The organism is Streptomyces sp. NPDC054834 (assembly GCF_053611185.1).
The window spans coordinates 51,637-75,085 of the sequence record NZ_JBSGZV010000017.1; the positions used below are offsets into that span (position 1 = coordinate 51,637).

Annotated in this window: 22 protein-coding genes; 15 read left to right on the forward strand and 7 right to left on the reverse strand. The window is 72.0% G+C overall.

The genetic code is table 11. The features are described 5' to 3' along the window. Window positions 1-20: 20 nt before the first annotated feature. Together ACWGJM_RS23155 and ACWGJM_RS23160 are read right to left on the reverse strand one after the other, a co-directional pair. Window positions 21-1,835 carry a phosphatidylglycerol lysyltransferase domain-containing protein gene (locus ACWGJM_RS23155; RefSeq protein WP_453413578.1) on the reverse strand — a complete coding sequence of 605 codons (1,815 nt, stop codon included), beginning with the start codon at window positions 1,833-1,835 and terminating at the stop codon, window positions 21-23. 251 nt (window positions 1,836-2,086) lie between these two features. Beyond that, window positions 2,087-2,377, reverse strand: a complete 291-nt coding sequence (locus tag ACWGJM_RS23160; RefSeq protein ID WP_453413579.1) for a hypothetical protein — start codon at window positions 2,375-2,377, stop codon at window positions 2,087-2,089. A gap of 151 nt (window positions 2,378-2,528) precedes the next feature. Between ACWGJM_RS23160 and ACWGJM_RS23165 the strand changes: the two genes are divergently transcribed. After that, complete coding sequence (locus tag ACWGJM_RS23165; protein ID WP_453413580.1) at window positions 2,529-3,359, forward strand: M55 family metallopeptidase; 831 nt, start codon at window positions 2,529-2,531, stop codon at window positions 3,357-3,359. Between the two features lie 6 nt (window positions 3,360-3,365). Here the strand turns inward: ACWGJM_RS23165 and ACWGJM_RS23170 are convergent, their stop codons facing one another. The 3 genes from ACWGJM_RS23170 to ACWGJM_RS23180 form a co-directional block, all read right to left on the reverse strand. Beyond that, the gene (locus ACWGJM_RS23170) at window positions 3,366-3,758 is read right to left on the reverse strand and encodes a hypothetical protein (RefSeq protein WP_453413581.1); all 393 of its coding nucleotides are present in this window, start codon (window positions 3,756-3,758) and stop codon (window positions 3,366-3,368) included. 138 nt (window positions 3,759-3,896) lie between these two features. Continuing rightward, window positions 3,897-5,363, reverse strand: a complete 1,467-nt coding sequence (locus ACWGJM_RS23175; protein ID WP_453413582.1) for an APC family permease — start codon at window positions 5,361-5,363, stop codon at window positions 3,897-3,899. A gap of 44 nt (window positions 5,364-5,407) precedes the next feature. Then, window positions 5,408-6,106, reverse strand: coding sequence for a FadR/GntR family transcriptional regulator (locus ACWGJM_RS23180; protein ID WP_453413583.1), 699 nt, complete (start codon window positions 6,104-6,106; stop codon window positions 5,408-5,410). A 153-nt stretch (window positions 6,107-6,259) separates the two neighbouring features. On the opposite strand from ACWGJM_RS23180, the gene ACWGJM_RS23185 reads away from it, so the two are divergent. Both ACWGJM_RS23185 and ACWGJM_RS23190 read left to right on the forward strand, forming a co-directional pair. Next, entirely contained in the window at window positions 6,260-7,711 is a 1,452-nt protein-coding gene (locus ACWGJM_RS23185; RefSeq protein ID WP_453413584.1) for an amino acid permease, read from the forward strand. A gap of 177 nt (window positions 7,712-7,888) precedes the next feature. Beyond that, the gene (locus tag ACWGJM_RS23190; RefSeq protein WP_453413585.1) at window positions 7,889-8,011 is read left to right on the forward strand and encodes a hypothetical protein; all 123 of its coding nucleotides are present in this window, start codon (window positions 7,889-7,891) and stop codon (window positions 8,009-8,011) included. Between the two features lie 117 nt (window positions 8,012-8,128). Here the strand turns inward: ACWGJM_RS23190 and ACWGJM_RS23195 are convergent, their stop codons facing one another. Then, window positions 8,129-10,519, reverse strand: a complete 2,391-nt coding sequence (locus tag ACWGJM_RS23195; protein ID WP_453413710.1) for an ATP-binding cassette domain-containing protein — start codon at window positions 10,517-10,519, stop codon at window positions 8,129-8,131. A gap of 167 nt (window positions 10,520-10,686) precedes the next feature. Here ACWGJM_RS23195 and ACWGJM_RS23200 point away from each other — a divergent pair, with 167 nt between their 5' ends. The 12 genes from ACWGJM_RS23200 to ACWGJM_RS23255 all read left to right on the forward strand — a co-directional run bounded on the left by ACWGJM_RS23200 (window position 10,687) and on the right by ACWGJM_RS23255 (window position 22,564). Next, the gene (locus ACWGJM_RS23200) at window positions 10,687-10,950 is read left to right on the forward strand and encodes a hypothetical protein (RefSeq protein WP_453413586.1); all 264 of its coding nucleotides are present in this window, start codon (window positions 10,687-10,689) and stop codon (window positions 10,948-10,950) included. Next, a complete protein-coding gene (locus ACWGJM_RS23205; protein ID WP_453413587.1) occupies window positions 10,950-11,750 on the forward strand; it encodes a cation transporter in 801 nt (266 codons plus the stop codon). The genes ACWGJM_RS23200 and ACWGJM_RS23205 overlap by 1 nt, the downstream gene beginning before the upstream one ends. Further along, window positions 11,684-12,007 (forward strand): copper chaperone PCu(A)C, encoded by a 324-nt coding sequence (locus ACWGJM_RS23210; RefSeq protein WP_453413588.1) that lies wholly within the window; start codon window positions 11,684-11,686, stop codon window positions 12,005-12,007. The genes ACWGJM_RS23205 and ACWGJM_RS23210 overlap by 67 nt, the downstream gene beginning before the upstream one ends. A 91-nt stretch (window positions 12,008-12,098) precedes the next feature. Next, the gene (locus ACWGJM_RS23215; protein ID WP_453413589.1) at window positions 12,099-12,767 is read left to right on the forward strand and encodes a hypothetical protein; all 669 of its coding nucleotides are present in this window, start codon (window positions 12,099-12,101) and stop codon (window positions 12,765-12,767) included. A 181-nt stretch (window positions 12,768-12,948) separates the two neighbouring features. Further along, the gene (locus tag ACWGJM_RS23220) at window positions 12,949-13,611 is read left to right on the forward strand and encodes a sigma-70 family RNA polymerase sigma factor (protein ID WP_453413590.1); all 663 of its coding nucleotides are present in this window, start codon (window positions 12,949-12,951) and stop codon (window positions 13,609-13,611) included. A gap of 318 nt (window positions 13,612-13,929) precedes the next feature. Further along, the gene (locus ACWGJM_RS23225; protein ID WP_453413591.1) at window positions 13,930-15,012 is read left to right on the forward strand and encodes an ABC transporter substrate-binding protein; all 1,083 of its coding nucleotides are present in this window, start codon (window positions 13,930-13,932) and stop codon (window positions 15,010-15,012) included. Between the two features lie 2 nt (window positions 15,013-15,014). Further along, window positions 15,015-16,124 (forward strand): FecCD family ABC transporter permease, encoded by a 1,110-nt coding sequence (locus tag ACWGJM_RS23230; protein WP_453413592.1) that lies wholly within the window; start codon window positions 15,015-15,017, stop codon window positions 16,122-16,124. Further along, window positions 16,121-16,927, forward strand: coding sequence for an ABC transporter ATP-binding protein (locus ACWGJM_RS23235; RefSeq protein ID WP_453413593.1), 807 nt, complete (start codon window positions 16,121-16,123; stop codon window positions 16,925-16,927). Before ACWGJM_RS23230 ends, ACWGJM_RS23235 begins: the two co-directional genes overlap by 4 nt. Before the next feature lie 19 nt (window positions 16,928-16,946). After that, the gene (locus ACWGJM_RS23240; RefSeq protein ID WP_453413594.1) at window positions 16,947-18,344 is read left to right on the forward strand and encodes an MFS transporter; all 1,398 of its coding nucleotides are present in this window, start codon (window positions 16,947-16,949) and stop codon (window positions 18,342-18,344) included. Window positions 18,345-18,360: 16 nt separating this feature from the next. Further along, window positions 18,361-20,205, forward strand: a complete 1,845-nt coding sequence (gene asnB / locus ACWGJM_RS23245; RefSeq protein ID WP_453413595.1) for an asparagine synthase (glutamine-hydrolyzing) — start codon at window positions 18,361-18,363, stop codon at window positions 20,203-20,205. 9 nt (window positions 20,206-20,214) lie between these two features. After that, window positions 20,215-21,453, forward strand: coding sequence for a cytochrome P450 family protein (locus ACWGJM_RS23250; protein ID WP_453413596.1), 1,239 nt, complete (start codon window positions 20,215-20,217; stop codon window positions 21,451-21,453). Between the two features lie 136 nt (window positions 21,454-21,589). Further along, window positions 21,590-22,564: an L-tyrosine/L-tryptophan isonitrile synthase family protein gene (locus ACWGJM_RS23255; protein ID WP_453413597.1), complete on the forward strand. Its 975-nt coding sequence runs from the start codon at window positions 21,590-21,592 to the stop codon at window positions 22,562-22,564. Window positions 22,565-22,645: 81 nt separating this feature from the next. On the opposite strand, the gene ACWGJM_RS23260 is transcribed toward ACWGJM_RS23255, so the two are convergent. Beyond that, the gene (locus tag ACWGJM_RS23260) at window positions 22,646-23,344 is read right to left on the reverse strand and encodes an SDR family NAD(P)-dependent oxidoreductase (protein ID WP_453413598.1); all 699 of its coding nucleotides are present in this window, start codon (window positions 23,342-23,344) and stop codon (window positions 22,646-22,648) included. Window positions 23,345-23,449 lie beyond the last annotated feature (105 nt).

The window sequence follows — 23,449 nt, forward strand, 5'->3', positions numbered from 1 at the left end:
GACCGGGGCGGCCGCGGCGGTCACGGACAGGGTGCGGACCTGCGTCGTCCCGTAAGGCCGGGCAGTCCCGGCAGGGCGGGTGCCGTGAGGAACCCCTCCGCCCGCGCGCTGGCCAGGCCGATGCGCGGGATGTCGCTGCTCTTGGCGAAGAGCAGGAACCGCGGTTCCCACACCGGGCGGTACTTGGCGTTGGCGCGGTAGAGGGACTCGATCTGCCACCAGCGGGAGAAGAAGGTGAGGACCGACCGCCACAGGCGGAGCACCGGGCCGGCACCGAGCCGGGAGCCGCGTTCGAACACCGACCGGAACATGGCGAAGTTCAGGGACACCCGGCGTACGCCCAGCTCCTCCGCGCGCAGCAGCAGCTCCACCACCATGTACTCCATCAGGCCGTTCTCGCAGTCCCGGTCGCGGCGCATCAGGTCGAGGGAGAGGCCGTGTCCGCCCCACGGTACGAAGCTCAGCAGGGCGCGTGGTTCGCCCTGGGCGTCGCGGCATTCGAGCATCACGCAGCGGCCGTCGGCGGGGTCGCCGAGGCGGCCGAGGGCCATGGAGAAACCGCGTTCGGTGGCGCCGTCGCGCCAGTGGTCGGCGCGGTCGACGAGCAGGGCCGTCTCCGCCTCGGGGATGTCCTCGTGACGGCGGATGCGGACGGTGTAGCCGGCCCGGCGGACACGGTTGTGGGCCTGGCGGACCACGCGCATCGCCCGGCCCTCGAGGGTGAAGTCGGCGATGTCGACGATCGCCTCGTCGCCGAGTTCGAGGGCGTCCAGGCCGTGCCGGGCGTAGATCGTGCCGGCCTCCTCGCTCGCTCCCATGACGGCGGGCGTCCAGGCGTGTCTGCGGGCTTCGGCGAGCCAGGCGTCGATGGCGCCGGGCCAGGCCTCGGGGTCGCCGATGGGGTCGCCGGAGGCGAGGCTGACGCCGCCGACGACGCGATAGGCGATGGCGGCCTTGCCGCTGGGGGAGAAGATGACGGCCTTGTCGCGGCGCAGGGCGAAGTAGCCGAGGGAGTCGCGTTCGCCGTGCCGGTCGAGCAGGGACCGCAGGCGCCGTTCGTCGTCCTCGCCGAGGAGGGCCTGGCCGCGCGGGGCGCGGAAGCAGGCGTAGAGGACGAGGAGGAAGGTCGCGGCGATCAGGACGTTGATGATCACGTCGACCCAGCGGGGGGCGTGCACGGCGTCGACCCGGTCGGCGAGCGGGCCGACGCTGATGCCGCGCAACAGGGTGTACGCGATCCGGTCCTGGAGCGTGGCGCCGGGCACCTTGTTCGTCGCGCCCACGAGCAGGGTGCCGATGGTGGCGCTGACCAGGATGCCGCCGGCGCCGACGGCCAGCGCGAGCCTGGGGTTGGAGCGGTCGCCGATGGCGTCGAACTCCCGGCGGCCGATCAGCAGGGCGGCCACGAACAGGGCGGTGAGCAGGGCGGAGAGCCAGTTGAACAGGTGATCGCGGTAGGAGTCGCGGGTGAGCGCGAGGGTGTACAGCCCGAGGAGGGCGCCGGAGAGCAGCAGGTTGAAGGCCCAGGCGGCGCGCTTGCGGCGCCGCATCACGAGTGCGAGGAAGGAGGCCAGCGCTGCCGAGACCAGGCCGGCGGTGGCGAGGTACGGCGTGAAGTACTCGCCCGCGTTGTGCTCGTGGACCTCCTCGCGGAAGGGGAGGGAGACGACCGCGGCGATGTTCAGCGCGGCGAGCAGCCGCAGGTACCAGACGGTGGCCGCGGCCGCCCGTGCCCGCAGCCGCGGGCCGGGGAACCCGGGCATACGGCGTGGGGAGTGCTGGGCGGAGGGCCGCGGCGGGTGCGTGGTCGACTGCTGTGCGGGCAGTGGGGGCATGGTGACCGGTCACCTTGGGACGGGGCGGTATGGGGACGGGTGGGCAGCCGGTCGCGCGGTCCGTCGCGCGTCCGCGCCACCGCAGACCAGCAGACCCTACATTTTGTAGGGTACTGCCGGTAGAGGTGCACCGTCCCGCACCCTCCGTATCGCGCCACGCGGATGGGGGTGCGCGAGGGCGTGTGCGGCGGGTAGTGCGCCGGTCCGGGACTCCGGTCCCACCCGCCGGGCCGGGCCTTACCGGCCAGACCCTAGTCGGTCCGGTGGTCCGTGCGGCGCCGGGCCGTCGTCAGTATCCAGGCCAGGTTGCCCACCGCGGCACCGGCCGCCACCACGGCCGCGATCACCCCGGCCGTGGTCAGCCCGTCGCTGAACAGGTGCGGCCGCCGGTCCAGGCTGTGCAGCCCGAACCCGCACAGCTCGTACACCCCGGCGGCGGCGATCGTCAGGCTCACCACGAGCACGACGACCGTCGGCGCCAGCGCCCGCGCGACCGGCGGCATGCCGGGCTGTGGTGGGCACGCTTCCCGTGTGTCCTGCATGATCTCCCCCGTCGAACAGATGCCTGGGCACGGATACGTGTGAACCGCCGCCGTTGATCAATGTCTGCTGGTCGTCTCTGGGACCATCTCTACCCAGAGGCGGTTGGGAACCTACAATACGTAGGGTCCGGTTCACCCTAGGGTGGGCACCGTGCGGATATACATCAGTGCGGACATGGAGGGCGTCACCGGACTGGTCGACGCGGACGACGTCCAGCCGGGCGGGCGGGACTACGAGCGGGGCCGGGCCATGATGGCCGAGGACGTGAACGCCGCCGTCCGGGGCGCCGTGGCGGCGGGGGCGAGCACCGTTCTTGTCAACGACGCCCACGGCCCCATGCGCAACCTGCTGCCCGAGGCCCTGCACCCGGCGGCCCGCCTGGTCCGCGGCAAGCCCAAGCAGATGGGCATGCTGGAGGGGCTCACCGATGAGTACGACGCCGTCGTCTGCGTCGGCTACCACGCCCGGGCCGGCGTCCACGGCGTGCTGAGCCACAGCTTCATGGGCCACGAGATCGAGGACATGTGGCTGGACGGCCGCCCGGTCGGCGAGATCGGTCTGGCCCAGGCCACCGCGGCGGCGCTCGCTGTGCCCGTGGTCGCCCTCTCCGGTGACGACATGGCCTGCGCGGAGGCGACGGACTGGGACGGCGGCATCGTCACGGCCCCCGTGAAGTACGCCCACGACCGCTTCGCGGCCCGGCTGCGCCCCGCAGCCGAGGCGCGCCAGGAGATCGAGGACGCGGTCGCCCGCGCCCTCTCCGCCCGCCCTCGCATCGCCCGGACCGCCGCCGGGGACGCCACCCTCGCCGTCCGCTGGCAGTCCTCCTCCGTGGCCGCCACTCTGCTGGGCATCCCCGGCGTGACCGCCACCGACAGCCGCACCGTCCGGGCGAGCGGCCGCCTGCCCTCCCTCTACCGCCAGTTCGGCGTGTGGATGCGGGTGGCGGCCTCACTGACCAATCAGCCGCCGTACTGCTGACGGGCCTCAGCCGGGCGACTGGAGATCGCGGTTCATGCTGGTTCCGGTGCCGTTCGGCCGCTTGACCGTGAAGCTCTTCGCGGCGTAGGAGGAGCCTTTTTCGCAGCTCACGATCGCTGTGGCCATCGCGCCCGTCTCGTTCTCGGTGATGCTCGTGAAGGTGACCGAGTAGCTGTTCGTGTCCGCCAGGTCCGTGCCCTGGTCCACCCGGGTTTCCGAGCCCGCGGTAATCGACACCTTGACGGGTGAGGTCCCGTCGGCGCAGTCGTCGACCGATCCCGAGACCGTGACCACTCCGCTTCTCGGGTCGGCTGCCGCGGGGCCCGCCGCCGCGAGCGCGGTCACGCCCGCCATGGGAAGGGCCGCCGCGACGGCGAGAATGGCGATGCGATTACGCATGGCTTCTCCTAGCTTGTCGACTTCCCCCCAACGTCCGACTTTCGCGCGAGTGGATCAAGGGAAAGAACTGCCCACAAGCAGCGGGGCAGAACTGCCCCGGCACCCCGCACCCCGGCACCCAGCACCCCGGCACCCCGCTCACTCCGCGTCGGCGACGACGGAACCGACCCGTTCGGCCAGGCTCGGGTCACGGCGGACCAGGAGCGTGGCGTAGCCGACGGCGGCCAGCAGGGTGACGAGTGCCGCGACGGGGAACCAGTTGTACGGCGCGGGCTGACCGGGCTTGGCGAGGTAGTAGAGCGGGACCAGGATGGCCAGGGTGCCGATCGCGGGCAGCACCAGGTGCCGTACCGTCCGGAACTCCTGCGGACGGTACCGGCGGTAGTACAGCGGCAGGGCGATGTTGGACGCGAGGTAGACCAGCAGGATCAGGATGGAGCCCAGGCTGGAGGACTCGGCGAAGAAGACCACGGGGTTCATCGGCCCGCCCCCGAGCAGATGTCCCAGACCCCAGCCCCCGATGATCAGCAGCGAGATGGCGGTGAAGGTGACGATCGCGTTGGTCGGCGTCCGGCGGGTGGGGTGCACATAGCCGAAGAAGGACGGCAGCAGACCCTCGCGTCCGGCGTTGAACACCAGGCGGGCCTGGGAGTTGATGCCGGCGATCAGCACGCCGAGGGTGGAGGTCAGGCCCCCGAGGTAGGCGAGGAAGGCGAGCCCTCCGAGGGTGTCGTGGGCGACGTCGATGAAGGGGATGCGGGCGTCGCCGAGCCTGGCCACGTCGTAGTCGAAGCCGGTGACCGTGGCGTAGGAGAAGAGGACGTAGCTCACGGTCATGATCGCGACGGAGAAGAACACGGCCCGGCCGACGTTGCGCCGCGGGTTCTCCGTCTCCTCGGCCAGTGCCGCCGAGTTCTCCCAGCCGATGAACAGGTACACCGCCAGCGGGAAGCCCGCGGCCAGCCCCTTGAGGCCGTGACTGATGTGGCCGGGCAGGAACGGGTCGGCGGACAGGTGGCCGCGGTGTTCGACGAGCGCCGCGACGGAGACGACGGCCAGCACCAGCATCTCCACGCCGAAGAAGTAGCCGGCCCACTTGGTGGAGACCACCACTCCGCGCAGCATCAGCACCACCGCCAGCCCGGTCAGCAGCAGCGTCCAGATGATCCAGGGCAGGTCGACGCCGGTGTAGTGGTACAGCGTGATCTGCACGAACCCGCCCGAGATCGCGATGACGGAGGCCATCGCGATGATGTAGCCGAGGCCGGCCAGCAGGGCCGTGGTCACCGCGCTGACCGGCCCGAAGGTCTTGCCGACGAAGGTGATGAAGCTGCCCGCGGAGGGGTGCGCCCGGGAGAACTCGGCGAGCGTGTTGCCCAGCAGCGCGACCGCGATGCCCGCGGTCACGATGGTCAGCGGTGACGCGATCCCCGCGGTGGTGGCGAGGAAGGCGAAGCCGAAGAAGAAGCTCATGGCCGGGCCGACGTTGGCCATCGTGGCGGCGGCGATGTCCGCCATGCCGAGGACGCCGCCGCGCAGGCGCTGGGGCGTGCCGCCGGCGGGGCCCGATGTCGACGACGGGCCGACGGCTCCGAGGTCAGGCATGGCGGCGGCTCCTTCTGCGGTGGGGCGGTGCGATCGATGCGGCGTCATTCCGGGCGGGCGTGTCGGTGGGCCTTGACGGCGCGCACGGCCGGGCCCAGGGCGCCGCGGCCGAGTTCGGTGAGCAGGTCGGCGTGGCAGCGGTTGCGTGCCCGTACCTCGTCGGGTGCCGGAGCGGGCCGCAGCAGGCACTGCCGGCCGAGCAGGTCGGCGGCGAACTCGCGGATCCCGGCGCCGCCGAGCGCTTCGGCGAGGTCGAGGTGGAAGCGGGTCTCCAGTTCGACCAGCCGGGCCGGGTCGGACACGAGGTCCATCGCGTCGACCAGCGACCGCAGGCCGTCCAGCCGATCGGCCGGGACCTCGCCGGCCCCGTGGGCGACCAGGCCGCACTCGAGCAGCAGGTGGAAGCCGTCCAGCGCGGCCGCCTCGTCGGGGTCGTGCATCAGGGCGACGACGGTGTCCCAGTCCGGTGCGACGAAGGTGCCGCCCGCGCGGCCCCGCCGGCGGTCGAGCAGGCCGTCCTGGCACATTCCCTCCAGCGCGCGGCGCACGGTGATCTCACTGATCCCCAGTTCCTCGGCGAGGACGCCGACGTCCGGCAGCCGGTCTCCGGGGGAGACGGCCTTCAGGCGTACCCGCAGGGCGATCCGTGACCGGACGAGTTCCGATCCTGTTGGCCCCCTGCCGGGCAGGAGGCGGGTGTCCGCGCCGCCATAGGGTCCGAACTTGCCCGCTGCATTCGCCACGGCGTCACCCTAACCGTCCTGCTGAGCGGGGATGCGTGAAAAATAGAGCACACTGAACACTTAAACAAGGTGAACAGCTCTTGTTTTTTTAGATCGTACTGAACTAATTTCCGGACGCATGCCCTCGTCCCCACTGCCTCCCAGGATGTCGAGATGACCGCGCGTCCCCCGCTCCCCGCCACAGACCAGCCCAGCCCGACCGCCGAGAGCACCCCGGCGGGCTCCGGCCTGCAAGCCGGCCTGAAGAACCGCCACCTGTCGATGATCGCGATCGGCGGTGTCATCGGCGCCGGCCTGTTCGTCGGCTCCGGCTCCGGCATCGCCGCCGCCGGCCCCGGCATCCTCGTCTCCTACGCGCTCGTCGGCGCCCTCGTCGTCCTCGTCATGCGCATGCTGGGCGAGATGGCCGCGGCCAACCCCACCTCCGGCTCGTTCTCCGCCTACGCCGACCGCTCGCTCGGCCGCTGGGCCGGATTCACCATCGGCTGGCTGTACTGGTTCTTCTGGGTCGTGGTGCTCGCGGTCGAGGCGACCGCCGGCGCGAAGATCCTGGCCGGCTGGGTCCCCGCGGTCCCGCAGTGGGGCTGGGCACTGATCGTCATGCTCGTCCTCACCGCCAGCAACCTGGCCTCGGTCAGCTCCTACGGCGAGTTCGAGTTCTGGTTCGCCGGCATCAAGGTCGTCGCCATCGCCGCGTTCATCGTGCTGGGCGCCCTCGCGATCTTCGGCCTGCTGCCCGGCTCGGACCACCCGGCGTCCGGCTTCTCCAACCTCACCGCGCACGGCGGGTTCCTGCCGCACGGGCCGGGGGCCATCCTCACCGGTGTCCTGATGGTGGTCTTCTCCTTCATGGGCAGCGAGATCGTCACGCTGGCCGCCGGTGAGTCCCAGGACCCGCGCGGCGCGGTCACCAAGGCCACCAACAGCGTGATCTGGCGGATCGCGGTGTTCTACCTGGGCTCGATCCTCATCGTGGTGTCGCTGCTGCGCTGGGACGACCCGGCGATCCTCAAGGACGGCTCGTACGTCGCCGCCCTGAGCTCCATCGGCATCCCGCACGCGAGCGAGATCATGAACGCCATCGTGCTGACCTCCGTGCTGTCCTGTCTCAACTCGGGCCTGTACACCGCCTCCCGCATGGCGTTCTCCCTCGGCGGCCGCAGTGACGCGCCGGCCTCCTTCGGCCGCACCACGGACCGCGGCGTCCCCCGCACGGCCATCCTCGCCTCGGTGGTCTTCGGCTTCGTCGCCGTCGCCTTCAACTACCTGTGGCCCGACACCGTCTTCCAGTTCCTGCTGAACTCCTCCGGCGCGATCGCCCTCTTCGTCTGGCTGGTCATCTGCTTCTCCCAGCTGCGCATGCGCAAGATCATCGAGCGGGAGACGCCCGAGAAGCTGATCGTCCGGATGTGGCTCTACCCCTACCTGACCTGGGCCACCATCGCCCTGATCACCTTCGTGCTCGGCTACATGCTCACCGACACCGCCGACGGCGGCGGCCGCGACCAGGTGGTCCTGTCCACTCTGGTGGCCGTCGCCGTGGTGGCCGTCGCACTGGTCCGCGAACGGCTCGGCCGGACGCGCGACGCGGTCCCCTCCGCATAGGGACCAGGACCCGCCGGGCGGCGGTGCGGCACTCCTGCCGCACCGCCGTCGCGTCGTTCCTACGACGTGGGAGGAATCGCGTCCTTGTGGCCGCGGCGTGCACACACAGGCGGCTCCACCCGGTCGGGTGGTGCGTGGTGGACGTGCGGCGGTCTGTCGTACGCCCTCGTCTCGCGCATGCGGGAGTCGTACGTCCACGGGGAGTCGGCGCGGGACGCGGTGGTCTCCGGCTTCCGGCGGCACCCGGCCCCGGCCCCGGCCCCGCCCAAGGGGGAGGACACGATCGAGGCCCGCGTCTGATCACGCACGCGCCGGGCTGCCTCACTCGTGCCGGCCTCGCGGGCGCCTCTGCCGGCGGCCCCCGTGAGACCCGCCGGCTGCTCCGGTCCCCTGGTGCTTCCCGCGATCGGCGTCGGCTCAGGCGCCGACGTAGGAAGCGAGGTGCTCGGCGGTGAGGGTGGCGCGGGTGGCGACGAGCTCGGCGGGGGTGCCCTCGAAGACGACGCGGCCGCCGTCGTGGCCGGCGCCCGGGCCGAGGTCGATGATCCAGTCGGCGTGTGCCATGACCGCCTGGTGGTGCTCGATGACGATCACGGACTTGCCGGAGTCGACCAACCGGTCGAGCAGACCGAGGAGTTGCTCGACGTCGGCGAGGTGGAGACCCGTGGTCGGCTCGTCGAGAACGCAGACGGATCGGCCGCCGCCCTTCTCCGCCATGTGCGTGGCCAGCTTCAGGCGCTGCCGCTCACCGCCGGAGAGCGTGGTGAGCGGCTGGCCGAGAGTGAGATAGCCGAGCCCGACGTCCACGAGGCGTTCGAGGATCCTGTGGGCGGCCGGGGTGCGGGCCTCGCCCTCGGCGAAGAACTCCAGGGCTTCCGACACCGGCATCGCGAGCACCTCGGCGATGTCCCGGCCGCCGAGGCGGTATTCGAGGACCGAGGCGTCGAACCGCTTGCCCTCGCAGTCCTCGCAGGTGCTGGCGACCCCGGCCATCATCGCCAGGTCGGTGTAGATGACGCCGGCGCCGTTGCACGTGGGGCACGCGCCTTCGGAGTTGGCGCTGAACAGCGCGGGCTTGACCCCGTTGGCCTTGGCGAACGCCTTGCGGATCGGCTCGAGGAGACCGGTGTACGTCGCCGGGTTGCTGCGCCGCGAACCCCGGATCGGGCTCTGGTCGACCGAGACGACCCCGAGGTCCTCGGGAATCGACCGGTGCACGAGCGAACTCTTGCCGGACCCCGCGACACCGGTGATCACGGTGAGCACGCCGAGCGGGACGTCCACGTCGACATCCCGGAGGTTGTTCGCCGAGGCACCGCGGATCTCCAGGGCACCGGTGGGCTCGCGCACCTCGTCCTTGAGCGAGGCGCGGTCGCCGAGGTGGCGCCCGGTGACGGTGTCGCTGCCGCGCAGCTTGTCGACGGTGCCCTCGAAGCAGACGGTACCGCCCGCCGTACCGGCGCCGGGGCCGAGGTCGACCACGTGGTCGGCGATCTCGATGACCTCCGGCTTGTGCTCGACGACGAGCACCGTGTTGCCCTTGTCCCGCAGCCGCAGCAGCAGGCCGTTCATCCGCTGGATGTCGTGCGGGTGCAGGCCCGCGGTCGGCTCGTCGAAGACGTACGTGACGTCGGTGAGCGAGGAACCGAGGTGGCGGATCATCTTGACGCGCTGCGCCTCACCGCCCGACAGCGTGCCCGCGGGCCGGTCCAGCGAGAGATAGCCGAGGCCGATCTCCACGAACGAGTCGAGGCTCTGCTGGAGCGCGGTGAGCAGCGGCGCCACCGACGGCTCGTCGAGGGCGCGCACCCAGTCGGCCAGGTCCCTGATCTCCATCCGGCAGGCGTCCGCGATGGAGATCTTCTCGATCTTCGAGGAGCGGGCGTGCTCGGCGAGCCGGGTGCCGTCGCAGTCGGGGCAGGTGGCGAAGGTGACCGCGCGTTCCACGAACGCCCGGACGTGCGGCTGCATCGCCTCCTTGTCCTTGGACAGCATCGACTTCTGGATGCGCGGGATCAGACCCTCGTAGGTCATGTTGATGCCCGCGATCTTCATCCGGGTCGGCTCGCGGTGCAGGAGGTCGTGCAGTTCCTTCTTCGTGAACTCACGGATCGGCTTGTCCGGGTCGAAGAAGCCCGACTCCGCGTACAGCCGGGTGTTCCAGCCGCCACCGGTGTAGCCGGGGATGGTGAAGGCTCCCTCGTTGACCGACTTGCCGTCGTCGTAGAGCTGGGTCAGGTCGAGGTCGGAGACCGAGCCGCGGCCCTCGCAGCGCGGGCACATGCCGCCGACCTTGTTGAAGGTGACCTTCTCCGCCTTCTTGGCGCCGCGCTCCACCTTGATCGCACCGGACGCCGAGACCGAGGGCACGTTGAAGGCGAACGCTCCGGGCGGGCCGACGTAGGGCTTGCCGAGCCGGCTGAACAGGATCCGCAGCATCGCGTTGGCGTCGGTGGCGGTGCCGACCGTGGAGCGCGGGTCGGCGCCCATCCGCTGCTGGTCGACGCTGATCACGGTGGTCAGACCGTCGAGGACGTCGACCTCGGGCCGCGACAGGTTCGGCATGAAGCCCTGGACGAAGGCGCTGTACGTCTCGTTGATCAGCCGCTGCGACTCGGCGGCGATCGTGTCGAACACCAGCGAGCTCTTGCCCGAGCCGGAGACACCGGTGAACACCGTCAGCCGGCGCTTCGGGATCTCGATGCTGACGTCCTTGAGGTTGTTCTCGCGCGCGCCGTGCACCCGGATCAGATCGTGGCTGTCGGCGACGTGCGAGGCGGGCGACTGTGTGTCCGTGCTCGTGGCCATGGTCTTCAGGTCTCCGTCCAGCAGTACGTCCGGTTCCACTTCGTGGAGGCCGCGTGAAGGGCGACGGCCACGACATGCACCCTAAAGGCGGCTCCGGCGCCCGCGCTTCTCGATTCCTGACCGGTGTTCCCGGGAACTCCCCGCCGGCCTCGTCCGACTCCTGAAGCATGTACGAGTCCCGGCAAGCCTCCTGTGGCGCGGGTGCGGTGTCGCGGGGGTTCGCGCCTCCGCCCGCGCTCTGCGGCTTCCTCCTGCTGCTGACGCTGATGTTCACGGTGTCGTACGCCGTCGGGGCCGCCGCCGGTCCGGTGGCGCCGGGCATGCACGGCACGGGAACGAGCAGCGGCGGCGCGCACATGGGCGGGGACCGGGGCGACGCGGACGGCATGGACATGGGTGACGCCGGCGGCGCGCACGGTGGAGGCCACTGATGGGCGCGGAATCCGCGGAATCCGTGACCGCCCTGGTGACCACCGATCTGACCGTCGGCGGCATGACCTGCGCGGCCTGTGTGAAACGTGTCGAGAAGAAGCTCGGCTGGCTGGACGGCGTCACAGCGACCGTCAATCTCGCCACCGGCCGTGCCCGGGTGAGTCATCCTGCGGAGATCAGCCCCCGGGAACTCGTCGAGACCGTGGAGAAGGCCGGCTACACGGCCGCGCTCCCCGAGCCGCCCAGGAAGCGGCGCCCCGCGGACGACGACGAGTCCCAGGAGACCGAGTCCCAGGGGACCGAGTCCCAGGACGACGAGTCCCAGGACACCGAGCAGGGACGCGACCGGCTGCTGATCACCGCGCTGCTCGCGCTGCCGGTGCTCGTGCTGTCGATGGCCCCCGGCCTTCAGTTCCGCAACTGGCAGTGGCTGTGCTTCGTTCTCGCCGCGCCCGTCGCCGTGTGGGGCGCCTGGCCCTTCCACACGCGTGCCGTGCGGGGGCTGCGGCACTCGGCGGCCACGATGGACACGCTGGTGTCCCTCGGCGTGGCCGCCTCCTTCTCGTGGTCGGCGTACGCGTTGTTCCTCGGCGGCGCGGGTGATCCCGGCATGCGGATGCCGTTCGGCCTCGTCACCTCCGCCTCGGACGGTGTCGCGCACATCTATCTCGAAGCGGTCGTCGGAGTACCGCTGTTCGATCGGGGCGGGTCTTCCTGCCGTACGGCGACAACATGGAGACGGCGGCCTTCTTCGACATCACCAACACCGGCGGCGCGGACGACCGGCTGGTCGGGGTGACGTCCTCCGCGACCGGAGGGCAGATCGGCCTCAGCCGCCACCGCATGACCGGGAGCGCGGCCGCCGTCCGGGACGGCGTGTCCTCGGCCACCGTCCGCGCGGGCGGCAAGCTGTCCATGTCACCCCAGGGGCTGGACGCGGTCCTGCGCTCCAAGGCGGGGTGGCAGGCGGGCGACCTCGTGTCGTTCACGCTGCGCTTCGAGCACAGCGGGGCGATCGAGACCCTCGCGGTCGTCGTCCGCCCGAGCGGCGCATGACCTGGATCACAGGCTGTGGACTGAGTGTCGGCCCCCGTGGATTTCCGTACCCCCGCATGTCGACCGTGCCCGAGTGCGAGGATGAGGCGCCATGACAGCAGGGTGGTGTTCTCGCACAGTACGGGCCGCGGTGTTCGCGGCCGTCTGTGTGGTGCTCGCCGCCCTGGGCCACGTCATGATGTCCGGCAGCCACGTGCCCGTATGGGCACTGGCCGCCGGAGTGGCCGGGACGGGTGCCGCGGGCTGGTGCCTGGCGAGCCGGGAACGTGGCCTGCCGCTGATCGTGACGGTCGTGGTCGCCGTCCAGACGCTGCTGCACGAGGCGTTCTCCCTCGCGCAGTCGACGTCGGGCGGGCCGGCCTCCATGGACATGGGCTCCATGCGGATGGACTCCATGGACATGGGGAGCACGGGCATGAGCTCAATGCCCCCCATGTCCCCCACGGACCACATGGCGGACCTGGGGCGATCGCTGGACGGTGGCGGCGGTTCGTCGTCCGGCATGCTCGCCGCCCACCTGCTCGCCGCGCTCCTGACCGGCCTGTGGCTGGCGTACGGGGAGAAGGCCGCCTTCCGCATCCTGCGGGCCGTGCCCGGATGGCTGGCGGCGCCACTGCGGCTGCTGCTCGCTCTGCCCGCCGCCCCGGACCGCCCTCGCGTCGGCCCGCGTCGCCCTCGTTCGGACCGGGCACCGAGCCTGCGTCTTCTCGTCCACGCGATCACCTCTCGGGGACCGCCCGTGGGGACCGCTGTCATCTGACGACAGCTGGTTTCCCGAGGCCGCCCGTGTGCGCCTCGGGCCCCGGTCGTACGCCCGCGTGCGCGCCGTAGCGTCATCACGCCGTCGCGCCTGCCTGCCGTAGGGCCGTCTCCCCACTCACCGGACCGTCCGCGCCCTCGCGCGCCCCGGTCCGGATCACGGATTCCGCGAAGGACACCAGGTGATCACCTCCGACCTGCTCGATGCGCACTGCAAGACGGACAATCCTGATAAACCGGCATCGGTCGACGAGTCGATAACCGCCTGGGCGCTCGCCGCCCGCGGCGGTGACACGGCTGCCGTCGAGCACTTCGTGCGCGCCCTCCACCGTGACGTCCAGCGTTACGTCGCCCACCTGTGCGGCGACCCCCAGGCCGTCGACGACCTCGCCCAGGACACGTTCCTGCGCGCGCTCGGCAGCCTCCACCGCTTCGAGGGCCGCTCCTCGGCGCGCGCCTGGCTGCTGTCCATCGCCCGCCGGGCGGTCATCGACAGCTACCGGTACGCCGCCGCCCGGCCCCGGCTGTCCCACGTACCGGACTGGCAGATGGCCGTCGAGCTGGCCCAGCCGCTGGATCTGCCCGGCTTCGACGACGGCATCGCCCTGCTGGACCTGCTGGCCGCCCTGCCCGACGAGCGCCGGGAGGCGTTCGTCCTCACCCAGCTGGTCGGCCTGCCCTACGCGGAGGCGGCCGAGGTCAGCGACTGCCCGATCGGCACCGTCCGCTCCCGCGTGGCCCGCGCCCGGGCAACCCTGATGGACCTGCTGGACGATGCGGGCACCTCCCACGCCCTCAAGGCAGTGGGGGAGGAGGACCAGCCCACCGCACTGGCGGCAGCCTGAGCCCGCCGCACGAGGGTGCCGGGGGTCCGGCCCCGACACCCTCGGCAGCGCCTCTGCCTGACGGAGGCGGCCGACGCCGACGCGGTGATCCCGCCGGCTGTTCCGCTCGCAGGCCGGCATGCGGGCAGCGGCGTACGTGGAGCGGGCCCGGATGGCGTTCGCGTCACGGCTGCCCCTCGAAACGAGGGGACCGAAAGGCCGGAGGCGACCGCGTGGCAACCCGTCCAACCGGCCGGGAACTCAAGGCGTGTTCGGCTCGACTACTGGACCGGGTGACGGAGGTTCGCCCGCGTGCCGAGTGGATCCGGGAGTTGTTCGATGCGTTCGCGTTCTCGTGTGTGGGGCGGTACGGCGACAGCGGCCGTCCTGGTGGGCGGCCTGCTGGCAGCCGGCTGCGGCGGCGGGAAGGACTCGGCGGACGGGAGCGCGGGGCAGGCCGGGAAGGCCGTGTCCGGTGACCGTCCGGTCTCCGTCACCGACTGCGCAGGCGCCAGGACCACCTTCGACGGCGCCCCGAAGAAGATCGTCACCAGCAACGCGTCCAGCCTGGAGCTGCTGCTCCGCCTCGGCGCCGGCGACAAGGTGATCGGCACCGGCTTCCCGCCCGGCAAGGGCACCCTGCCCGGCGACCTCGACGCGCAGGCGCGGAAGATCAAGGTCCTCAGCGACACCGTCATCCCCAAGGAGAAGCTGCTCGGCTCCGGCGCCGACCTGTTCATCGACACCTTCACCTCGATGAACATGGGCGGCGGGACGGGGGACGCCCCCACCGAGGAGGAGTTCAAGGCCGCCGGGATCAAGCACGTCTACCTCAAGTCCACCGCCTGTGCCGCGACCGGCAAGGGCGCGGTCACCGACCTGTCGGCGGTCGAGGCCGACATCACCTCCCTCGGCGCGGTCACCGGCACCGGCGCCAAGGCGAAGGAGCTCGTCGCCGGGATGAAGGCGAAGACCGACGCCGTACGGAAGGCGGTCGGCGGCACCGCTCGGAACGCGCGGCCGACGTTCTTCTTCTTCGACTACGACGCCGGCACCAAGCAGCCCACCGTCGTCTGCAACCGCCAGGTCGCCAACGTGGTGATCACCCTGGCCGGCGCCCGCAACGCCTTCGCCGACTGCGACGGCGACTACAAGCAGACCGGCTGGGAGGACGTGATCGCCAAGGACCCGGACTGGATCCAGCTCGGGGTACGGAACCGGGGGAGCGAGGCGGCGGACAAGAAGGCATTCGACGAGGCCGAGAAGTGGCTGAAGTCGAACCCGGCCACCAAGGGCCTCAAGGCGGTCGAGGAAGGCCACTTCCTGCGCATCGGCTCCGAGCAGACCACCATCGCCGGGGTCGAGAACGCCGACGCCGTCGAGACGATCGCCAAGACCCTCTACCCGGGCAAGGTCGGCTGACGATGGCCTTCACGCCGCTACGTCGGAAGGCCGCGGACCCGGTGGCCGCGAACCCGGTGGCCACGGCCCCGACGGCCGCGGAGGCGCGCACCAGACCCGCCGGACCACTGGCGGCCCTTCTGGGCGTGGCGCTGCTGACCGCGCTGACCGCTGCCGTGGCCTGGGGCTCGACGTCCATCCCGCCCGCGGAGGTGTGGAGCGTGGTGTGGCGCCGGCTGTCCGGCGAGGCACCGCGTCCCGGCACGAACGACCTCATCGTCTGGCAGCTCCGCGTCCCGCGCGCCCTGCTGGCCGCACTCGTCGGCGCCGGACTCGGTCTCGTCGGCACGGCGGTACAGGCCCTGGTGCGCAATCCGCTGGCCGACCCCTACCTGCTCGGCATCTCCAACGGCGCCTCCCTCGGGGCGGTCGCCGCCATCGTGCTGGGCCTCGGCGCGGGCGGGGCCCTCGGGCTCGGACTGTCCGGCGCGGCCTTCGCCGGTGCGCTGGCCACCTTCGCACTGGTCTGGGCGGTCGCCCGGCGCGGCGGGGGGTTCGCGCCGCTGCGGCTGGTCCTGGCCGGTGTGGCCATCGGGCAGTTCCTCTCCGGCTTCACCAGCTGTCTGGTGCTGCGGGCCGGGGACGAGCAGCAGACCCACAGCGTGCTGTTCTGGCTCATGGGCAGCCTCGGCGGCGCGAACTGGGAGCTGCTGGCGGTGCCCGCCGTGGCGGTGCCGGCCGCCGGGCTGTGGCTGCAAGCGCGCGCCCGGGGCCTGAACGCCCTGCTGATGGGGGACGAGACGGCGGCCGGACTCGGGGTCGACGTGACGCGTCTGCGCCGCGAACTGTTCACCGTGACCAGCGTGCTGACCGGCGTCCTGGTCGCGGTCTCGGGCGCGATCGCCTTCGTCGCGCTGATGGTGCCGCACACCTGCCGCCTGGTCGTCGGCGGCGACCACCGCCGGCTCCTGCCCCTGTCCGCGCTGTTCGGCGCCCTGCTGCTGGTCGTGGTCGACATCGTCTGCCGTACGGCCATGGACACGCAGGAGCTGCCGGTCGGCGTGGTCACCTCGCTCATCGGGGCTCCGGCCCTGCTGTATCTGCTGGACCGGCGGCTGGGGAGCGGCAGTTGAGGATCGACATCGAGGACCTGCGCATCGCCTACGCGGGACGTACGGTCGTGGCGGGCGCCCACCTGGTGGCGGCCGAGGGGGAGATCACGGGCCTGGTCGGCCCCAACGGCAGCGGCAAGTCCAGCCTCCTGCGCACCGTCTACCGGCATCTGAAGCCCAGCGCGGGCCGGGTGCTGCTGGCCGGCACCGACCTCCGCGAGCTGTCCCCGGCCCGGTCGGCCAGGCATGTGGCGGCTCTCCCGCAGGAGCGGGGCGGCGACTTCGAGCTGACCGTGCGGGAGGTCGTCGCGATGGGCCGTACGCCCTACAAACGGGCCTTCGCCGGGGAGGACGCCGCCGACCGGGGCATCGTCGCCCGGGCACTCGCCGACGCCGGCATGGCCGGCCACGCCGGACGCCGTTTCACGGACCTGTCCGGCGGTGAACGCCAACGCGCGCTTCTGGCACGGGCGTTCGCGCAGGACACCGACGTCCTCGTCCTGGACGAGCCGACCAACCACCTCGACGTCCGCCACCAGGTCGAGCTGCTCGCCCTGCTGCGCGACCGGCGCCGTACGACACTCGTGTCGCTGCACGACCTCAACGCCGCCGCGTCCGTCTGCGACCGCCTCCACGTCCTGCACGCCGGAGCCGTGGTCGCCTCCGGCTCGCCGCGTGAAGTGCTCACACCCCGGTTGATGGCCGATGTCTTCGGAGTGCGGGCGGCCGTGGTCGACCACCCCCTCACCGGGGACCCGTTGATCGCCTTCGACCATCGCCTGCTGCCGGCCGACCTCCCACCCGTGACGGTGAGAGGTGGATGAGGTTGCTGAGGTGGCTGAAGTGGCTGAGGTGACGGAGAACCGCTGGCCGCTGGTGGCCGTGGCGGGCCTGCTTTCGTTCGTGGCGATGCTCGACATGAACATCGTCAATGTGGCCCTCGCGGACATCGCCGACGGGCTGCATGTGTCCGCCGCGACCGCCCAGTGGGCCGTACTGGGCTACCAACTGCCCGTCGTGGCTCTGCTGCTGCCCGCCGGGCGGTGGCTGGACGGCGTCGGAACGCGTCCCGCCGTGCTGGTCTCCACCGCCGGCTTCGGCCTGTGCGGCGCGCTGGCGGCCGCCGCGCCCTGGGCGGCCTGGCTGATCGCCGCCCGGCTCGCGCAGGGTGCGTTCGGGGCCGCGCTGTTCGTGCTGATGCCGGTGCTCGCCATGCGCTCGGTACGGCCGGAGCTGCGGGCGCGGGCGATGAGCGTGCCCGCGACCCTGGGGCCGCTCGGCGCGGTGACCGGACCGGCCGTGGGCGGCCTGCTCCTCGACCACCTCGGCTGGCACGCCGTCTTCCTCGTCAAACTCCCCTTCTGCCTGCTCGCCCTGCTCGTGGCCCGGCATACGATGCCACGCGGCGACGTCCGTCCCCGGCGGCCGGACCGTCGCTCACCGGCGGATGCCCTGCTGGTGGCCGCCGGTGTGGCGGTACTGCTGCTCGCACTGACCCTGGCCGCCGACGACCCGGCGTGGCTCGCGCTCGGGCTTGCCGCGATCCCGCCGCTGTGGTGGTGGCTGCGTGGCCCGGGCGGTCGTCCGGTGACCGGCGTGCTGTGCGTCTCGGGGCTGTTCCGGGCGCACGGGGCGGTGCTGGCGCTGGCGGCCGGTTTCGCCGCGGCGCACTACGTCGTCGCCCTGCACCTCCAGCGCGACGAAGGCGTCAGCGCCACGACCACCGGCCTGACCGTCCTCGCCTTCCCGCTCGGCATGGCCCTGGCCGGACCGCTCGGCGGACGCCTCGCCGACATCCCCCACTCTCGGCTTCGCTCGAGCGGGGGCACCCCCATCGGCGCCCGGCTGGTCGCGGTGACGGGCGCCGCCCTCACCGCCGCGGGACTGTCCCTGCTCGTGCCGCTGGCCGATGGCTGGTCACCGGGGCAGGTGGCCTGGCGGCTGGCGCTGGCCGGCGCAGGCATGGGCTTGAACGGTGGCCCCACCCAAGCCCTGGTCATGAGCACGGCGCCGCCCAGCAGTATCGCCACCGTCGGCTCCACGGTGCAGCTCGCCCGCAGCCTCGGCTTCACCCTGGGCCCCGCCCTGGCCACCGCCGTATGGGGCCTGGCCGACGGTCCACGGGCAGGGCTGGCCCTGGCCGCCACCGCCGCCTGCCTCGCCGTACCCCTCCTCGCGCTGCCCGCCCGGCCACCCGCCCCTGTGCCCGAGCAGACCACCGGCGCCGCCCACACCACCTGACCCAGGAGACCTCCCCATGTGCGGAATCACCGGCTGGGCGTCCTTCCACCACGACGCCCGCACCCAGGCCGCGGTCATCGAGGCCATGACCGCCACCCTCACCCCACGCGGCCCGGACGCCGCGAGCGTGTGGCTCGGCGAGCGCGCCGCGATCGGCCACCGCCGCCTCGCCGTCATCGACATCGAGGGCGGCGGGCAGCCGATGACCGACCGGCCCGACCGGCCCGACCACCCCGACCGCCCTGACCTCGTGCTCACCTACAGCGGCGAGGTCTACAACCACCACGCGCTGCGGGCCGAACTCCGAGCCCGCGGCCACGACTTCCGCACCCGCAGCGACACCGAGGTGGTGCTGCGCGCGTACGCCGAATGGGGCGAGCACGCCGCCGACCGCCTGGAGGGCATGTTCGCCTTCGCCGTATGGGACGAACGTGCCCAGCGGCTGGTGCTCGTCCGTGACCGCCTCGGCGTGAAGCCCCTCTTCTGGGCCGCCGTCGACGGCGGCCTGGCCTTCGCCTCCGAACCCAAGGCCCTCTTCGCCCACCCTGAGATACGACCCCGCGTGGACGCGGACGGGCTGCGGGAGGCGTACAGCCTGCTGTTCAACACCGGCCCGACGGTCTGGGCCGGCGTACGGGAGGTCGAGCCCGGCGGGATCCTCGTCCTGGACCGGGACGGCATCCGCGAGCGCCGCTACTGGCAGCTGGAGGCCCGCGCGCACGACGACGACCAGGAAGCGACCGTCGAACGTATCCGCGAGCTCGTCGGCGCGGCGGCCCGCAGCCAACTGGAGGCCGACGTCCCGCTGTGCAGCCTGCTCTCCGGCGGCCTCGACTCCACCGTCCTGACCGCCCTGGTAGCCGACGAACTCCGCCTGCGCGAGGGTCCGGACGCCCGTATCCGCTCCTACGCCGTCGACTACAGCGACCAGGCGTCACACTTCAAAGGAGATGTACTGCGTACGGGCCACGACACCCCGTACGCCACCGAGGCCGGCGCCTTCATCGGCACCGACCACAGCACCGTCGTCCTCGACCCGCGCGCCCTGCTCGACCCCGAGCACCGCAAGGCGGTCGTCGTGGCCCGCGACTCGCCCATCGGCGTAGGCGACATGGACACCTCGCTCTTCCTCCTCTTCGGGGAGATACGACGGCACTCCACCGTCACCCTGTCCGGCGAGGCGGCGGACGAGGTCTTCGGCGGCTACCCCTGGTTCCACAACCCCAAGGCCCTCGCCGCCCGGACCTTCCCGTGGCTGCTGGTCACCGGCGACGAGGCCGCCATGCCCCTCAACCCCGAACTCGACCTGCGCATCGGCGAGTTCCGCGACGACACCTACCGCGGAGCCCTGGCCGCCGTACCGCACCCGGACGGCGAGAGCCCCGCCGAGCACCGGCAGCGCGAGATGCAGCACGTGTCCCTGACCCGCTGGCTCCGCCAACTCCTGCACCGCAAGGACCGGTTGAGCATGGCCCAGGGCCTGGAGGTCCGCGTCCCCTACTGCGACCACCGCCTCGTCGAGTACGCCTTCGCCACCCCATGGGCGCTGAAGAGCTTCGACGGCCGTGAGAAGAGCCTGCTGCGCGCCACCGGCTCCGGGCTCGCCCCCGACTCGGTGCTGTACCGCCCCAAGAACCACTACCCGGCCACCCACCACCCCGACTACAACCGCGGCCTTCAGGACATGGCCCGCGACGCCCTGGCCACCGAACAGGTCCGCGCCCTGGCCGACGAGACCCTGATCAAGCCCTGCCTGGACACCCCGCCCGACCGGCTGGAGTGGGGCCACCGGCTGCGCCTCGAACGCGTAGTCGACCTCGCCCTGTGGCTCGACCACTACCGGCCCGAACTCGCCCTCTGAGGAGTCCCGTTGACCATCCAGGAGCCCTTGCCCGACACGGTCCCGCTGACGGGCTGCCCCTACAAGGCCGACCCCTACCCCCTGTACGAGCGGATGCGCGAGGCCGGCCCGGTCCACCGCGTCCTCTTCCCCAGCGGCGTACAGGCCTGGCTCGTCACCGGCTACGACGCCGCGCACTCCGCCCTGGGCGACGACCGCCTCGGCAAGAACCACGACCGGGGCAACGACCGCTGGCGCGCCCGCGCCTCGATCATGCCCGAGCCGCAGCACTCGCAGCTTCAGGTCCACCTCCTCCACCAGGACCCGCCGAAGCACACCCGGATGCGGCGCCTCGTCACCGACGCCTTCACCCCGAGCCGCGTCGAGCGGCTCCGCCCCCGCTTCCAGGAACTGGCGGACGAACTGGTCGACGCCCTGCCCGAGACCGGCCCCGCCGACCTCGTCACCGGTTTCGCCGCCCACTTCCCCTTCCGCGTCCTCGCGGAGGTCATCGGCCTGCCGCGGGACCTGGCGGCCCGCTTCGACCGCGACTGGGGCAAGGTCGTCCAGCCGGTCGGCCCCACCGACCCCGGACGCCCGCTGTACGAGGCCCGCCTGCACGGGCTCCAGAGCTACATAGCCGAGGTCGTCGCCCACAAGCGCCGGCACGCGCAGGACGACCTGCTCAGCCGCCTCGTGGTGGCCCGCGACCACCGCGAACTGTCCCAGGAGGAACTGGACTCGATGATCTTCCAGCTCCTGGTGGCAGGCCAGGAGCCGGTCACCAACCAGATCACCACGGCCCTGATCGCCCTCCTCCACAACCCGGCCGAACTCGCCCGGCTGCGGGACAACCCCTCCCTCCTGCCCCGCGCGGTCGAGGAACTCCTCCGCTACGACAGCGCCTTCGAGCTGACCACCTGGCGCTTCTTCGACCAGGACAGCGACCTGCACGGCACCGAGGTCCCGGCCGGCGACTCGGTGATCGTCTCCCTGTGCGCGGCCAACCGTGATCCGCGCCGCTTCCCCGACCCGGACACCCTGGACCTCGACCGCGCCCCCAACCCTCACCTGGCCTTCGGCCACGGCATCCACTTCTGCCCCGGCGCCGCCCTCGCCCGCGCCGAACTCCGGATCGCCCTGGGCACCCTCCTGGCCCGCCTGCCCGGCCTGCACCTGGCCATCGGGGACGAGGACATCGAGTGGATCCCGGCCGTCCTCGGCCGCGGCACCGACCACCTGCCCGTCGGCTACGACCGACGCCGCTGACACCGCCCACCCGCTGACCGGGCCCGGCACCACCACCCGCCCCGGTCCCCGCTGAACCGCTCCCACCGCCCGAAGGCGCCTGGACCCCCGCCACGGCGCCATGCCGACATGCCCGCACACCCTCCGGAGACCCGCCATGGCACTGACGACCGCGCCGGACATCCGCCTCAGCGGCCTCGCCAGCCTCGTTAGCCTCACCGGCCTCACGAGCACCAGCGCCGCGATCCTGAACCTGCTGCTGCCGCACCACCGCACGACCGAGCGGGCCCGTACCTCCGCCGAGGCGTTCCCGCACCAACTGCGCCGGATCACCGGCTTCGTACGCGACGGCGCCCCCATCGCCTTCACCCTGCCCGGCTTCCCCTGCAAGTCCCCCAACCCCGCAAAGGTGCTCGGTCACCTCCCCGACCAGGGCGAACGCCTCTCCCTCAGCTTCCTCGACACCCTGTGCGGGGAGATCGAGCGGATCTACCCGCCGGGCGCCGACGTCGTCATCTGCTCCGACGGTCACGTCTTCGGCGACCTCATCGGCGTCCCGGACGAACACATCGACGCCTACGCCGACGAACTGCGCACGCAGATAAGCCGACTGGGCCTGCGCAGACTCTCCGTCTTCGACCTCCGCGACGTCCTCGGCGACCTCCCGCACGACACGAAACGCGCCCACGTCCAAGAGCGCTACGCCCCCACCCTGGACACCCTGCGCGCCGAGATCCGCACAGGCCATGCCCTCGCCCTCTACCGGGGCATCACCCGCTTCCTCGTCGAGGACACCGCCGGCTGGACCGGCACCCGCTCCGCCCTCCAACGCGTCTGCCGGCAGCGCGCCTACGGCGTCATCCAGCGCAGCCGAGCCTGGGGCGACCTCATCGCCGAGCACCACCCCGACGCCGTACGCCTGTCGATCCACCCCCAGCCCGCCGGCGCGCCCAAGTTCGGCATCCGGCTCCTCGACACCCCCGATGCCTGGACCACCCCCTGGCACTCCGCCGCCCTGCAACGCACCGACGGAACCTGGACCCTGATGCCCCGCGCCAGGGCCGCCGAGTCCGGACACCTCGTCGACACCGACGGCCGGCCCAGCCACTTCACCCAGAACCGGCCCGGGTGACCTCCCCGCCGGACGGAGGCGTTCAGGCCGGCGGGGGCCGGGCCGGGGAAGGCGCGGCCTCGGGAAGCCACCACCCGTGTCTCAGGACCAGGCGATCTCGCCGTGGCGGGAGACGAAGCGTCCGGTGCCGGCGCCGGGCTCCTCGGTGGCGAGGGCGACGATCGCGTCCGTGCCCTCGGTGACGGTTTGCGGGCCGCTGTGATTGTTGAGGTCGGTCGCGGTGTAGCCGGGGTCCGCGGCGTTGACGCGGATGCCCTTGAGCCCCTTGGCGTACTGCGTGGTCAACATCGTCAGCGCCGCCTTCGAGGAGTTGTACAGCGGCGCGATGACGTGCGACTCGGGCCGGGCGGGGTCGTGGGTGAGGGCGAGGGAGCCCATGCCACTGCTGACGTTGATGATCACAGGGTCGTCCGAGCGGCGCAGCAGCGGCAGGAACGCGGTGGTGGTGCGGACGACACCGATGACGTTGACGTCGAGGACGGCGAGGGCGTCGGCGGCGGTGAGGTCGCTGGGATCGCCGACGGGGCCGTGGACACCGGCGTTGTTGATCAGGACGTCGATCCTGCCCTCGTGTGCGGCGACGTTCGCGGCCGCGGCGGCCACGGACGCGTCGTCGGTCACGTCGACGGGGACGTGGCGTGCGCCGAGCGCGGCGGCGGCCTCCTCGCCCCGCTCGCGGTCGCAGGCTCCGACGAGCACGGTGTGGCCGCACTCGATCAGACGGCGGGCGGTCTCGCGGCCGAGGCCCTTGTTGGCTCCGGTGATGAAGGTGATCGTCATGCGTCCGATGCTGGTCCCGGCGAAGGAGGTGGGCCAGGGACGCTTCGACGGTAGGAAGACCAGTACCACCCTCGCGCCCGCACACACGACCGGGGACGCAGGAGG

Coding starts and splice junctions, on each gene's coding strand:
- ACWGJM_RS23155 (WP_453413578.1), bottom strand. CDS start 1,835: ATGCCCCCACTGCCCGCACAGCAGTCGACCACGCACCCGCCGCGGCCC.
- ACWGJM_RS23160 (WP_453413579.1), bottom strand. CDS start 2,377: ATGCAGGACACACGGGAAGCGTGCCCACCACAGCCCGGCATGCCGCCG.
- ACWGJM_RS23170 (WP_453413581.1), bottom strand. CDS start 3,758: ATGCGTAATCGCATCGCCATTCTCGCCGTCGCGGCGGCCCTTCCCATG.
- ACWGJM_RS23175 (WP_453413582.1), bottom strand. CDS start 5,363: ATGCCTGACCTCGGAGCCGTCGGCCCGTCGTCGACATCGGGCCCCGCC.
- ACWGJM_RS23185 (WP_453413584.1), top strand. CDS start 6,260: ATGACCGCGCGTCCCCCGCTCCCCGCCACAGACCAGCCCAGCCCGACC.
- ACWGJM_RS23190 (WP_453413585.1), top strand. CDS start 7,889: ATGCGGGAGTCGTACGTCCACGGGGAGTCGGCGCGGGACGCGGTGGTC.
- ACWGJM_RS23195 (WP_453413710.1), bottom strand. CDS start 10,519: ATGGCCACGAGCACGGACACACAGTCGCCCGCCTCGCACGTCGCCGAC.
- ACWGJM_RS23200 (WP_453413586.1), top strand. CDS start 10,687: ATGTACGAGTCCCGGCAAGCCTCCTGTGGCGCGGGTGCGGTGTCGCGG.
- ACWGJM_RS23205 (WP_453413587.1), top strand. CDS start 10,950: ATGGGCGCGGAATCCGCGGAATCCGTGACCGCCCTGGTGACCACCGAT.
- ACWGJM_RS23210 (WP_453413588.1), top strand. CDS start 11,684: ATGGAGACGGCGGCCTTCTTCGACATCACCAACACCGGCGGCGCGGAC.
- ACWGJM_RS23215 (WP_453413589.1), top strand. CDS start 12,099: ATGACAGCAGGGTGGTGTTCTCGCACAGTACGGGCCGCGGTGTTCGCG.
- ACWGJM_RS23225 (WP_453413591.1), top strand. CDS start 13,930: ATGCGTTCGCGTTCTCGTGTGTGGGGCGGTACGGCGACAGCGGCCGTC.
- ACWGJM_RS23230 (WP_453413592.1), top strand. CDS start 15,015: ATGGCCTTCACGCCGCTACGTCGGAAGGCCGCGGACCCGGTGGCCGCG.
- asnB (WP_453413595.1), top strand. CDS start 18,361: ATGTGCGGAATCACCGGCTGGGCGTCCTTCCACCACGACGCCCGCACC.
- ACWGJM_RS23255 (WP_453413597.1), top strand. CDS start 21,590: ATGGCACTGACGACCGCGCCGGACATCCGCCTCAGCGGCCTCGCCAGC.
- ACWGJM_RS23260 (WP_453413598.1), bottom strand. CDS start 23,344: ATGACGATCACCTTCATCACCGGAGCCAACAAGGGCCTCGGCCGCGAG.